Source organism: Nocardia sp. NPDC049526 (assembly GCF_044465765.1).
Lineage (GTDB): Bacteria > Actinomycetota > Actinomycetes > Mycobacteriales > Mycobacteriaceae > Nocardia.
This window is the reverse complement of the sequence record NZ_JBITMA010000002.1, coordinates 958,787-971,942: the sequence shown is the minus strand read 5'-3', so window position 1 is coordinate 971,942 and position 13,156 is coordinate 958,787. Positions and strand designations below refer to the sequence as shown.

Sequence of the window (13,156 nt, the reverse complement as noted above, 5' to 3'; positions counted from 1 at the left end):
GTGGCGGATGGCGACCGGTCGATCCGCCACGAAGCGTGGCCGAAATTGTCGATTGCAAACTAGAACATGTTGCTACTGTGCCTGAAAACGTGACCTAGGCAACTCTTGCCGACGAACGATTTCGGGACACCACGCAATGACGCATCGCTCCACCGCTGCACTCGCCGTCCGTCTGCTCGCCCGGATCGCCGGGCTGCTGGCCTGTCTTATTCTCGGGCTCACCATGATTCCGGCCGCACAGGCGGCCCCCGCCTACGAGGCGTACCTGGATTTACCCGCGCTCAACGGCGATGGGGCAGGCGGCGGTGGCCTGAATCCCGCACTACCACTGGACGAGTCGACGTTGCGTGCGGCGCTCGACCAGGCCAGGGCCGGCGGGGTGGCGCCGCAGCGCTATGCCACGCTGCTGCACCAATATTGGCTGGTGGTCTCGACCCGAAATGCCGATATCGACCTCGCGGCCTGGGATCCGGCGCTCGGCGTGCGTGCCAACCAGCGCACCTTCAGCCAGGTGTACGTCAACTACTTCCGGCTGGCGAATCAGCATCAGGAGTACTGGTGGGCGGGCCTTGCCGGAATCGCGGGCGGCTCCTTCGCCTCGGGGTTCTTCGACCTCAGCGATGTCGGGCTGGTGCTCGACGTACCGGGCATCCATCAACTCGGCGACGCGGTCGCGGACCTGTTGCGCGGCACCCCACCGGAATTGGTGGCCGAGGTGCCCGCCGATATCCGGCTGCTCGCCACCGAGGGTTCGCGGCTGAGCGCCGAGGATGTCGCCTGGTACCAGACCCGGCTGATGATCATGCAGAAACACATCTTCAGCGATCTGGTCCCGATGCACGAGGCGTACGCCGCACTGGGGATGGCCGGAATCGACGAAATGTATGCGGCCGGGGTGATCGATGCCGATATCCGCACCGCCTGGCAGTCGATCGATTCGCATACCCGTGACGGATATGTGGATGCGCTCATCCGGATGACCGATCGCGAGCAGAACCGTGTCATCGCCGACCAGTGGGATGCCACCTCGGCGGGCCGCGGCGCGATGGGCCGGGTCATGACCTATGTGAGCACGGTGGCCGGCAAGCCCGCCGTCCCCGGCGTGCGCGCACCCGGTGTTTTCGCGCCCGCAACCGTCAGCGCGGATATCGCGGGACGCACCGTCTCGCTTCGCACCCCGCTGCCGGACTTCAACTGGGCCGACCGCGATACCCGCTGGGCCTACATCACCGGCGATCTGGTGTTGCGCCACATCGATCTGGAGAGCAACCGGCCATTCGCCGAGGTGGTGCTCGGTGAATCGTTCTGGAGCAAGCTCGCGCACGGCCGGATGATCGCGCGAATTCCGGATCTGATCGCCGATCTGACGACGCAATGGCAACTCGGCTGAGCGTCGGTCGACGGGGTAGTTGGGACGTGTGAGACGGTTGGTGACCCCTCCCGGGTATCCTGGACATGATATGGACGTATCGGTCTAGACCCCTGTACACGTGCTCGCCGGATCGGGACTGGCGAACCGGAGCCGATTCGGACGCGGGCGCGCGCATCGACGAAGGATCTCTCGGATGCATTGCCCCTACTGCCGACACCCCGACTCGCGGGTCGTCGACTCGCGTGAGGCCGAGGAAGGCGCGGCCATCCGCCGCCGGCGTTCCTGCCCGCAGTGTGGGAGACGATTCACCACCGTCGAGACCGCGATCCTATCCGTGGTCAAGCGCAGCGGCGTCACCGAACCGTTCTCCCGGGAGAAGGTGATCCGCGGTGTGCGCCGCGCCTGCCAGGGCCGCGAGGTCGCCGAAGACGCCCTGAATTTGCTGGCCCAGCAGGTGGAGGACGCTGTGCGCGCCAAGGGGTCGCCCGAGGTGCCCAGCCATGAGGTCGGCCTGTCCATCCTCGGCCCGCTGCGCGATCTGGACGAGGTGGCCTACCTGCGGTTCGCCTCGGTCTACCGCTCCTTCACCTCCGCCGACGATTTCGAACGCGAAATCGCCGACCTGCGCAAGCATCGCGAGGAAGCGACGGTCGCCGCCTCCGCCGCCTCCGCAGACTGATCCGGCGGTCAGAGGCAGATCCCCGGCGGGCACGAGCAGCCGAAGCTGCCCATCGCCTGCCCGGGGCAGATGGTGACCGATCCAGTGTCGAGCAGCCGAACCAGCTGCCGCAGCACATCGGTATCGGTGCGCGCCGGCGCGGGCTGTGGTGGCACGGCTGCTGAAGCGGTTGCCATCGAGGCAAGTGCGACGGCGCAGGCGGCGAGAATCGGCGTGAGGCATTTCCGGATGGCGAGCACCTCTTTCGAGAATTCGCGCCGAACTGCTGAACGACGCGCGGTGCGAATAGTGTGAGCGGCCGCAATACTCTTGCGCGCCACCATGCTCCGGCGACTGTATCGCCAGACCGCGGCTCCGGTCGCGCCCCCAGAACTACCGTTGTGAGCTCGGCCGGGTCGGACGCGCTGGCGGCAGCCGCACGGCTCATGGGTCAGCGGCGGATGGCGGCGACAGCCTTTTCGACGCGCTTGGTGGAGACCGGGTACGGCGTCCCGAGTTTCTGGGCAAAGAGGCTGACGCGGAATTCCTCGATCATCCACCAGATTTCGGTGACATCTGGGGCGTGCCTGCGGGTTTCGGGCAGGGCATTGACGAGGCGGTCGTAGGCGGCCAGTGCGCGGTCGATTTCGACCATTCCCTGTCGATCGCGGACCGCGGAGCCGGGTAGCGCCTCCAGGCGGGTCCGGGCAGCCGCCAGGTAGCGGGGGAGTTCGCGCAGCCGAGCGCTGCCCCACTCCGAGATGAAACCGGGGAAGATCAGGTCGTCGAGTTGGTGGCGGACATCGTCGGCGATATCGCGTTCGGTGGTATCGGCGAGGGCGGACGAAACCTGGTGCGCCCCAGCCAGCACCGGCACCACCAGGCGCACGATGCGGGCGACGGCGGACACGAAGTCGGGACGGATCTTCGCGACCAAAGTGTCGAACTGGTTCGGACTGCGCACCGGTCCACCGGCGGCGGCGATCAGTTCGTCCGCGGCGGCGGCGCGGCAGTCCTCGATGAGGGCGTCGAGCGAGCCGTACGGATTCTGGCTCAGCGCAAGCCGATCCCGCGGTGGCAGACTGGCCGTGACGGTGCGGACCGAGGTGGGAACGGCGCTCAACACCAGTGCGCGCGTGCCCGCCCGCATGGCGGCGGCCTGCTCGGCGGGGGAGCTCAGGACGCGCACCGCGACGCCCTCGCCCTCGGGGACCAGCGCCGGGTAACCGGTGACCGTCTGTCCGGCCACCTCGCTGCGCACCGTCGGCTCGACCGTCCCCAGCGATTCCGACGTCCACACGGTAGCGGGGGCACGTTCCGCGCCCGCGGTCGCACGAGCGACCGACGCCGAAACCTGCTCGGACAGCTGGGTTTTCAACTGGGCGAGATTCTTCCCGCGCGCCAGCACCTGACCGCTGGCAGCGATCGCGGCGAAGGTCATGCGCAGATGGTCCGGAAGCGCGGCGGGGTCGAGATCGCTGGGTGCGATGGTGACCGAACCGAGCCGCGACAGCTCCCTGGCCAGGCCGATGCGCAGGGGTTCGGCGCGCGGCGTGAGCGCGGCGAGTGCCGCCGCGGCGAAGTCCGGTGCGGGAACGACGGTGCGGCGCAGCGCCTTGGGCAGCGTCTTGATCAGCGCGGTGGCCAACTCGTCACGCATACCGGGCACCAGCCAGTCGAAGCCGACGGCTCGCACATGCGCGAGTTGCTCGACCGGGATCCGCACGGTGACACCGTCATCGTCATTGCCGGGCTCGAATTGATAGGTGAGCGGGAAGCTCAACTCGCCCTGGCGCCAGGCGTCCGGGAAGTCGGTCGGGTCGAGCGTCGCAGCGGCGTCGTTGACCACGGTATCGGTCGAGAAGTCCAGCAGCGCGGGATCTTTGCGCTTCGCGGTGCGCCACCAGCTGTCGAAATGGCGCACCGAAACGATATCGGCCGGGACGCGCTTGTCGTAGAACTCGAACAGCACCTCATCGTCGACGAGGATGTCGCGGCGGCGGGCGCGGTGTTCCAAATCGGCTACATCGTCGAGGAGTTCGCGATTGCGGTGGAAGAATTCGTGGCGGGTCTGCCACTCACCCTGTACGAGGGCATGCCGGATGAACAGCTCACGCGACAGTTCCGGATCGATCCGGCCGTAATCGACGGCACGGCTGACCACCAGCGGTACGCCGTACAGCGTGACGCGCTCGTAGGCGCGCGCCGCACCGCGCTTGGATGACCAATGCGGTTCGGAGTAGGTGCGTTTCACCAGATCTCCGGCCAGGCGCTCGGCCCACTCCGGCTCCACCCGGGCCGCCATCCGGCCCCAGAGCCGGGAGGTCTCGACGAGTTCGGCCGCCATCACCCAGCGGGGCGGCTTCTTCGCCAGCGAAGATCCGGGGAAGATCATGAATTTGGCATTGCGCGCACCGAGGAATTCGCGGGTCTCGGCCTCACGGACGCCGATGTGGGAAAGCATGCCCGCCAGCAGGGCCTGGTGGATGGCGGTCGAATCCCATGGGGTGCCATCGTCTTCGGCGGCCTGTGGTTTCGAAGAGGCGGTGTTGTCGCGGCCGCGGTTCGCCTTCGCGCGAGATGAATCGGACTTGCGCTGTCCACGTTCCGAATCACGACCATCCGCAGCGGATTGCCCACGGCGCGAACCGCTTTCGGTGCCGTTCGAATCGTCGCTGTTCGCCGACCACCCGAGCCCCCGGGTGATCGTCCGCAGCTGCCCGTGCAGATCCTGCCACTCCCGGATCCGCAGATAGTGCAGGAACTCGTCACGGCACATACGCCGGAACTGATTGGACGACAGCGACTTCCGCTGTTCGGTCAGGTACTCCCACAACCGCAGGTAGGCCAGGAAATCCGAGCCCTCGACCACGAAGCGGGCATGTTTGGTGTCCGCGGCCTGCTGATGGTCCGCGGGACGTTCGCGCACATCTTGAATGGACAGTGCGGCAACGATGATCAGCACATCGGCGAGCACGCCATTGCGGTGGGCCTCCACCAGCATGCGTGCCATTCGTGGATCCACCGGTATCTGTGCCATTTCGCGACCGGTAGGGGTAAGCGTCAGTGTCGTGTCCGACACCTGGTCCGCTCGCTCGGCGCTATCGGTGGCGGTAACTTCTTGCGCCGTCGAATCGGTCTGCTGCCGAGCGGGTTTCGCGGTGGCGCGTGGTGCAAGCGCGCCCAATTCCTCCAGGAGCGCGATACCGTCGCGAATAGCCCTGCGGTCGGGCGCCTCCACGAAGGGGAACTTCTCGATATCGCCGAGTCCGAGCGCGGTCATCTGCAGGATGACGGCGGCCAGATTGGTCCGCAGGATCTCCGGTTCGGTGAAGGCGGGCCGGGATTCGAAATCTTCCTCGGAGTACAGGCGGATGCAGATGCCGTCGGCGACGCGGCCGCAGCGTCCCGCGCGCTGGCGTGCCGAGGCCTGCGAGACCTCTTCGATGGGCAGGCGCTGCACCTTGGTGCGCATCGAATAGCGCGATATGCGCGCGGTGCCGGGATCGACGACATAGCGGATGCCGGGGACGGTGAGCGAGGTCTCGGCGACATTGGTGGCCAGCACAACTCTTCGCCCCGGATGCGGGGCGAAGACGCGATGCTGTTCGGCCGTGGACAGACGCGCGTAGAGCGGCAGTATCTCGGTGCGCGGAATCTGTAAGTCGCGCAACGCATCCGCGGCGTCGCGGATCTCGCGTTCGCCGGATAGGAAGACCAATACGTCACCGTCGCCATCGGCGAAGAGTTCGCGCACCGCGTCACCGATGGCGTCGACCGGGTCGCGGTCCACGATCCGGGTGTCCTCGTCGTCGTCATCGGTGGCGACGGGTAGCTCCAGCGATAGCGGCCGGTACCGGATTTCGACCGGATAGGAACGGCCGGATACCTCGACAATCGGTGCGGGAGTACCTGATTCGTCCGCGAAGTGCCTGGCGAACAATTCCGGATCGATGGTCGCCGAGGTGATGATCACCTTGAGATCCGGTCGGCGCGGCAGCAATTGCTTCAGGTAGCCGAGCAGGAAGTCGATATTGAGGCTGCGTTCGTGTGCCTCGTCGATGATGATCGTGTCGTAGCGGCGCAGCAGCCGGTCGCGCTGGATTTCGGCGAGCAGGATGCCGTCGGTCATCAGCTTGACGAGTGTGCGATCCGAGGCCTGGTCGGTGAAGCGCACGGTGTAGCCGACGACATCGCCCAGTTCGGTGCCCAACTCCTCGGCGATGCGCTCGGCGACCGTGCGCGCGGCCAGCCGGCGCGGCTGGGTGTGGCCGATGGTGCCGCGGATGCCACGGCCGAGTTCCAGGCAGATCTTCGGAATCTGGGTGGTCTTACCCGATCCGGTCTCACCGGCGACGATGACGACCTGGTTGTCCAGGATCGTCTTGGCGATATCGTCGCGGCGTGCGGAGACCGGTAGCTGCTCCGGATAGCGGATTTCGGGTACCGCGGCGCGGCGGGCCTCGACGCGCTGCTCGGCCGCCGCGATCTCGGCCGTGATGCCGGTGAGATCGCCGCCGCGGGCCCGGTCCAGGTTGCGGCGCAACCGGTGTTCATCGCGGAGGGTTACGGCGGCCAGGCGGGTCCGAAGCTCGCGGAGATTCGCGTCGGCTGTCCTGGTCATTGCGTTCACCAGGGTAGCGAAACCGGCGCGTCGAATCCGAGCCGGGCGTGGGCATCCGGTGAGCACACCGGCGATACTGTGCTGTCGCGCGGCCTGGTGTGCCGCTCGGAGCAGCCCTGATAAGGGAAGATCCGGCGATGACAGCCGGTGCCGCGCCACTGTGGATCCGTATACCGCGCTTCGCCTTTGCGGTGCTCGGCATCCTGGCGCTGGTCTGGATACCGATCCGCAACATCGGCGAGTCCGGCTTTTGGGTGGACAACTTCAGCTACTTCACCATCGAATCCAATGTGCTCGGCGTCATAGTGCTGCTGATCGGGGCGATCCGCGATCCGCGATCCGCGATCTTCGCGACCCCCGCGACCGCTGCTCCGCTGTATCTGATCGTCACCGCCATCGTGTACGCGGTGCTGCAGTCGCACATCTGCTTGGGAAACGAACAAGGGTGGGTCGATGACGTGCTGCAGCGCATCATGCCTATGGTGATGATCGTGGACTGGGTGCCGGCACCGGTCGCGCTCGGTATTTCCGGGCGGCTGATCGCGGGCGGCTGGTCTACCCGCTCGGCCACGGCGCGTACACCCTCATTCGTGGGTCGATCGTCGACTGGTATCCGTACCTGTTCCTCGATCCACGGCATCAGGGCTGTGTGTCGATGGCGATGGGCCTGGTGGTCCTGGTCATCGGACTCGCGCTACTCGCCGTCGCGGTGGCCGCGCTCGGTGCGCTGTGCGGCCGCCGGCGCGGCGCGGACGAGCCGGGGAGCGACGAAGTGACGTGGTTGTCGAGTAGAGGTGGTTGACATGGGCGCGCTATGGCATGGGTTCGCCGATATGGGTGCTGTCGAACGCGATGGCGCGTTCGTCGTGGCACGCGGTGTGGGTGCCTACATCTACGACCAGGCGGGCACCAGGTATCTGGACGCGACGGCCGGGCTGTGGTTCACCAATGTCGGGCATGGACGCGCCGAGATCGCGGACGCGGTCGCCGCACAGCTGCGCACGGTCGCACACTATTCGAACTTCGGTGATTTCACCGAACCCGCCACCCAGGAGTTGGCGGAGAAGTTGGCGAGCATCGCACCGGTGCCGGGCAGCAAGATCTTCTTCACCTCCGGCGGCTCGGATTCGGTGGACACCGCGGCCAAGCTCGCCCGCCGCTACTGGCACGAGCTGGGACGGCCGGACAAGACCATTGTGGTCGGCAGACAGCGCGCGTATCACGGAATGCATGTCGCGGGAACGGCTTTGGCGGGGATCCCGGTCAACCGCGAGGGCTACGGCGAGCTGATGGCCGATGCCCGCACCGTCGAATGGGACGATGCGAAGGCGCTGCTCGCGCTCATCGAGGAGATCGGCGCGGAGCGCATCGCGGCCTTCTTCTGCGAACCCATCATCGGCGCGGGCGGGATCTACCTGCCGCCGGACGGCTACCTCACCGAGGTCCGCCGCATCTGCCGCGATCACGACATCCTCTTCGTCGTCGACGAGGTCGTCACCGGCTTCGGCCGCATCGGCGGATCCTGGTTCGCCGCAACCCGTTTCGAGCTCGAGCCCGACCTCATGACCACCGCCAAGGGCCTCACCTCCGGCTACGTCCCCATGGGCGCGGTCTTCATCGCCCCCCACATCGCCGCCCCCTTCTTCCGCGGCGGCGTCTGGTGGCGGCACGGCTACACCTACGGCGGCCACGCCGGAGCCGCCGCCGCAGCCCTCGCCAACCTCGCCATCGTCGAACGCGAGGGTCTGCTCGACGAGGCGAAGCGCCTGGAATCCACCCTGCACGCCAAACTCGCACCGCTCGCGGAGCACCCGCGAGTAGCCGAGGTCCGTAGCGGCCTCGGTGCGGTCGCCGCGATCCAGCTCGCCGATCCTTCCGAGGGGCTCCCCTTCGTGAAAACGCTGCGGGAGCACGGCATCTCAGGACGCGCGGCGGGCCAGGGCGCAATGCAGATCTCGCCGTCGTTCGTGATGACCGACGACCAGGTCGACGAACTCGTCGAGGGATTCACCCGCGCGCTGGGCTGAGCCCTCGCGGCTCTAGCCGATCCTCGCCATCACATGCTTGACGCGGGTGTAGTCCTCCAGCCCGTACATCGACAGGTCCTTACCGTGTCCGGACGACTTGAACCCGCCGTGCGGCATCTCGGCGATCAGTGCGGTGTGGGTGTTGATCCACACACAGCCGAAGTCGAGCGCGGCTGATACGCGCAGCGCCCTCGACAAATCCTTGGTCCACAACGAGGACGCCAGGCCGTATTCGACGCCGTTGGCCCACCGGATCGCGTCTTCTTCGTCGGTGAACGACTGCACGGTGATCACCGGGCCGAAGATCTCGTGCCGGCTCAGCCGATCATGCTGGAGCAGCCCGCCGATGACCGTCGGCTCGACGTAATACCCGCGGTCGCCCTGTCGGTGCCCGCCGACCACGACCGAAGCATGATCGGGCACATCATCGAGGAAGCCGAGCACCCGCTGTAGTTGGCCGGCGTTATTGACCGGTGGTACCCAGGCGGCTTCGTCATCGGCGGCCTTGCCGAATGTCGTTGTGGCACTGCCTGCCTGCTCGGCCAGCGCCGCAGTCAAATCATCGGCCACCGACGCGTGACCGAGCACCCGGGTGGCCGCTGTGCAATCCTGTCCGGCGTTGAAGTAACCCGACGCCGCGATGCCCTGGGCGGCAGCGGCGATATCGGCGTCGGGAAACACGATTACCGGCGCTTTGCCGCCCAACTCCAGATGTGTGCGCTTCAGACGGGCTCCGGCCGACTCCGCGACAGCACGGCCCGCTGCCACCGAACCGGTGATAGACACCATCTGCGGGGTCGGATGCGCCACCACCGCCGCACCGGTCACCCGGTCACCGGTGACCACGTTCAGCACGCCTGGCGGCAGGTGCTCGGAGGCCAGTTCGGCCAGCATCACCGTCGTTACCGGGGTGGTGTCGCTCGGCTTGATCACCACGGTGTTGCCTGCCGCGATCGCGGGAACAAATTTCCAGACTGCCATCATCATCGGGTAATTCCACGGCGTCACCTGCCCGATGACACCGACCGGCTCCCGGCGGATCCACGATGTATGGTCCGCCAGATACTCGCAGGCCGACTTGCCCTCGAGTACCCGTGCCGCGCCCGCGAAGAATCGGGTCTGATCCAGCATCTGCGGGATCTCCACGGCCGAGGTGATGTGATTCGGTTTGCCGGTGTTGCGACCCTCGGCCGCAACAAGCGCGGCGGCCGCGGTCTCCAACTCGTCGGCGAAATCCAAAAGCGCCTTTTGGCGGTGCGACGGCGTCGTGCGCTTCCAGTCCTCGAACGCCCTCGCCGCAGCTGCGTACGCGTTGTCGATGTCCTGTTCGTTGGACGCCGGGGCGGTGCCGTACCGATCACCGGTGGCAGGGTCGACGAGCTCCATCGTCGCACCACCGACCGAGTCGACGAGCTTGCCGTCGATGAAGTTCTGGACCACTGTCATGCTGCCTCCTCGGTTGCTCTGCTGAGTCGACAATTCTCTGGCGTGGAACGTTCGGTCGACTTGGCATCTTGTCGCCGTCGCCTACTACTACTTGTTCATCATAAAAATTTCGATGCTATCGACACCGAATGGATTGATCTTACGCCTTTTGTTGCTGCCGAGGACGAGAAATTCGGAGCCATATCCATTTGCGGTGCAGAGCATTGTTTCACCCTGTATTGCAACGACTTTCGGCTTCGCTGCAATATTGTCATTCGAGTTCCCGGAAAATCGGTGCTTCATTGCACCCTGTGTCCGGGTCTCCGGCAATTCAGGTACGGGCTCATGTTCCGCCGTCACATCGGTGTCAGTGGAAAGTGTCTCGAAACAGGGTTATTCGGCGCAGAGCGCTCGATTGCGGGTTCCACTCGCACCGCATCGACGAGTGGCACACTTTGGTCGCGCCTACTCGGACCCTTGCCGCATCCGTGTGCCACTCGTCGGCCGATGCCCGCTGCTCAAACCGTCGTTACGACCTCGTCGTAGGTCAGGCGGGGTGAGCGGGGGAACCAGGCGTCTGTTCCCGGGGTGCCGATATTGACGACGACCAGTGCGCTGTGGGTGCCGTCCGGGAAGAAGTCCTTGTCCAGGCCCTCGGCGTCGAATCCGTTCATCGGGCCTGCGGCCAGGCCGGCGGCGCGGATGCCGAGGATGAAGTAGCCGGTTTGGATGAGGGCGTTGAAGCGGGCCGATTCGGCGCGGTAGTCGGGGTCGGCGAAGTAACCCTTGGCCTCGGGGGCGTGCGGGAAGACCTTCGGCAGATTTTCGTGGAAGTTCAAGTCGGCGGCCAGGATTGCGGTCAGCGGTGCCGTCGCGGTCTTGGGCTTGTTGTTGTCGATCATGTGGGTGACCAGGCGGGCCCGCGCTTCCGGGCTGCGGACAAGGACAATGCGCAGCGGCTGCTGATTCATCGACGTCGGGCCGTATTTGATCAGTTCGTAGATATCGCGAATCTGGTCATCGGTGACCGGTGCGTCGGTGAAGGTGTTCGCGGTGCGCGCCTCCCGGAACAACAGGTCCTGGGCTTCGGCGGCAAGGGGCAACAGGGTTTCTGGCTGCACGGTGTTCACGTGGTGCTCCTCGAAATATGGTCGGGGACAGCGGGTTCAGTCATGGGCGACGCGCCGTGACCGGGTCAGCAGATTGCCGTCGACGCGGACGAGCACGTCGTGTACGACGCAGCTCGGCGCGATTTCGGGCTTGCTGTTCGGCCGGATCTTGACCACCAGGCAGTATGCGGTGGAGACGATGGTTCCGTCGTCCTGCGGCTGCAGGTTGATCATGTTGAACCAGTGCCTGCGCTGCATCGGATCGGCCTCGAAGCGCTTGTGGAATTCGACCAGGTCCGAGACGATGCCCGCCCTGGTCCGGGCCGGTGGCCGGCCCGGTGTGTGTTCGAATTCCGCATCTTCGGTGAAGGTTTCGGCGTAACCCGGGATGTCGCGGTTGTCCAGCCGCTGCATCTGATCGGCGTAGAACTGCTGGACCTCGGCGTACAACTCGGTGCGGCTGGCGACGGTGGTCATGGTGGCTCCTTGGTTGCGGCGGGGCGCGGCTGCACGCAACGGTCGCCGACGCCGCTAGAGGCTGGCTCGAGCCGCGCGCGGGTTGACCGGGGCTATAGGACCCGCGACGAGTCTGGAGGTCGATAAGCCCGGCGAGTACGGAAAGACCGATGGAGGAGTCATGGCGGAAAGTCAGCGCGTCGCGCTGGTCACCGGAGCGACCAGCGGTATGGGCCTGGAGATCACTAAAAGCCTTGCAGCCCAGGGGATCGCGGTTTTCATCTGCGCTCGCGATCAGCAGAAGGTGACCGATACGGTCAAGAGCCTGCAGGACGATGGTCACGAGGTCGACGGCACGGTCTGCGATGTCGTGGATGCCGCGCAGATCCGTGAATACGTCGACGCGGGCGTGCGGCGATACGGCCCGATCGACATTCTGGTCAACAATGCGGGCCGCAGCGGCGGCGGCGTCACCGCGCAGGTCACCGACGACCTGTGGTTCGACGTCATCAACACCAACCTCAACAGCGTCTTCCTGATGACCAAGGCGGTGCTGACCGCGGGTGGCATGCTCGAGCGCGGCAGCGGCCGCATCGTGAATATCGCCTCCACCGGCGGCAAACAGGGTGTCGTACACGGTGCGCCGTATTCGGCCTCCAAACACGGCGTGGTCGGCTTCACCAAGGCGCTCGGACTGGAACTGGCCAAGACCGGGATCACGGTGAATGCGGTGTGCCCGGGTTTCGTGGAAACCCCGATGGCCGAACGGGTTCGGGAGGTCTACTCCGGTCTGTGGGGTGTGGATACCGACGAGGTGCACGCCCGGGTGAGCGCACGTGTGCCGATCGGACGCTACGTGCAGCCGTTCGAGGTCGCGGCGATGGTCGACTACCTGATCGGTCCCGGTGCGGGCGCGGTCACCGCACAGGCGCTGAATGTCTGTGGCGGACTTGGCAATTACTGAGAGGCCTGGACAATGACCGCAGTGGAGGAGAACAGATCGGGCGCGCTCGACGGCGCCACCGGGCACGACGAGTACCTGCGGATCCTCGAGGCGATCCAGACGGGTGCGCTGCAACTGCTCGCGGGTTTCCCGCAGCAGCCGAGCGCGCTGCGTGTCCAGGTGGGTGAGGTGACGATCGAGGCTGAATGGCAGGTCTCGGCGGCACCGCTCGTCGTGGCCCCCGAAGTGGCCGGGGGAGCGGTGGAAACCCCGGCTGCACCCGATAAGCCGCCACTCGGTGCGGTCTTCCGCGCACCGAGCGTCGGGGTGTTCTATCGCAGCCAGGAACCGGGCACGGACCCTTTCGTAGAGGTGGGCGACCGGGTGACTGCCGGACAGCAGATCGCCATCGTGGAGGCGATGAAGTTGATGATCCCGGTGACCGCGCAGGCCGGCGGCGTGATCACCGAGATACTCAAGGAAAGCAACGAACCGGTTCAATTCGATGAGCCCTTATTCTCGTATTCTCCGGAATGACAGGA

Annotated in this window: 11 protein-coding genes; 6 read left to right on the top strand and 5 right to left on the bottom strand. The window is 66.0% G+C overall.

Annotated elements, in window-relative coordinates; genetic code table 11:
- The first annotated feature begins 136 nt into the window (after nt 1-136).
- Both ACIBW7_RS09150 and nrdR read left to right on the top strand, forming a co-directional pair.
- Complete coding sequence (locus ACIBW7_RS09150; protein ID WP_397045599.1) at nt 137-1,390, top strand: hypothetical protein; 1,254 nt, start codon at nt 137-139, stop codon at nt 1,388-1,390.
- Between the two features lie 175 nt (nt 1,391-1,565).
- The gene (nrdR, locus tag ACIBW7_RS09145; RefSeq protein ID WP_397045597.1) at nt 1,566-2,051 is read left to right on the top strand and encodes a transcriptional regulator NrdR; all 486 of its coding nucleotides are present in this window, start codon (nt 1,566-1,568) and stop codon (nt 2,049-2,051) included.
- An 8-nt stretch (nt 2,052-2,059) separates the two neighbouring features.
- Here nrdR and ACIBW7_RS09140 read toward each other — a convergent pair whose 3' ends face one another.
- Both ACIBW7_RS09140 and hrpA read right to left on the bottom strand, forming a co-directional pair.
- Nucleotides 2,060-2,227, bottom strand: coding sequence for a hypothetical protein (locus ACIBW7_RS09140; protein ID WP_397045596.1), 168 nt, complete (start codon nt 2,225-2,227; stop codon nt 2,060-2,062).
- Nucleotides 2,228-2,481: 254 nt separating this feature from the next.
- Complete coding sequence (gene hrpA, locus ACIBW7_RS09135; RefSeq protein WP_397045594.1) at nt 2,482-6,654, bottom strand: ATP-dependent RNA helicase HrpA; 4,173 nt, start codon at nt 6,652-6,654, stop codon at nt 2,482-2,484.
- A 496-nt stretch (nt 6,655-7,150) separates the two neighbouring features.
- On the opposite strand from hrpA, the gene ACIBW7_RS09130 reads away from it, so the two are divergent.
- Nucleotides 7,151-7,456, top strand: a complete 306-nt coding sequence (locus ACIBW7_RS09130; RefSeq protein WP_397045788.1) for a Pr6Pr family membrane protein — start codon at nt 7,151-7,153, stop codon at nt 7,454-7,456.
- A 1-nt stretch (nt 7,457) separates the two neighbouring features.
- On the top strand, nt 7,458-8,681 hold the full coding sequence (locus ACIBW7_RS09125) for an aspartate aminotransferase family protein (protein WP_397045593.1): 1,224 nt from the start codon (nt 7,458-7,460) through the stop codon (nt 8,679-8,681).
- Nucleotides 8,682-8,693: 12 nt separating this feature from the next.
- Here ACIBW7_RS09125 and ACIBW7_RS09120 read toward each other — a convergent pair whose 3' ends face one another.
- The 3 genes from ACIBW7_RS09120 to ACIBW7_RS09110 all read right to left on the bottom strand — a co-directional run bounded on the left by ACIBW7_RS09120 (nt 8,694) and on the right by ACIBW7_RS09110 (nt 11,692).
- Nucleotides 8,694-10,127: an aminobutyraldehyde dehydrogenase gene (locus ACIBW7_RS09120; protein WP_397045591.1), complete on the bottom strand. Its 1,434-nt coding sequence runs from the start codon at nt 10,125-10,127 to the stop codon at nt 8,694-8,696.
- Between the two features lie 497 nt (nt 10,128-10,624).
- Nucleotides 10,625-11,236, bottom strand: coding sequence for a malonic semialdehyde reductase (locus ACIBW7_RS09115; RefSeq protein WP_397045589.1), 612 nt, complete (start codon nt 11,234-11,236; stop codon nt 10,625-10,627).
- Nucleotides 11,237-11,272: 36 nt separating this feature from the next.
- Nucleotides 11,273-11,692, bottom strand: coding sequence for a nuclear transport factor 2 family protein (locus ACIBW7_RS09110; protein ID WP_397045587.1), 420 nt, complete (start codon nt 11,690-11,692; stop codon nt 11,273-11,275).
- Between the two features lie 160 nt (nt 11,693-11,852).
- On the opposite strand from ACIBW7_RS09110, the gene ACIBW7_RS09105 reads away from it, so the two are divergent.
- A complete protein-coding gene (locus ACIBW7_RS09105; protein WP_397045585.1) occupies nt 11,853-12,635 on the top strand; it encodes an SDR family NAD(P)-dependent oxidoreductase in 783 nt (260 codons plus the stop codon).
- A 12-nt stretch (nt 12,636-12,647) separates the two neighbouring features.
- Nucleotides 12,648-13,151: an acetyl-CoA carboxylase biotin carboxyl carrier protein gene (locus ACIBW7_RS09100; RefSeq protein WP_397045583.1), complete on the top strand. Its 504-nt coding sequence runs from the start codon at nt 12,648-12,650 to the stop codon at nt 13,149-13,151.
- Nucleotides 13,152-13,156: the final 5 nt, after the last annotated feature.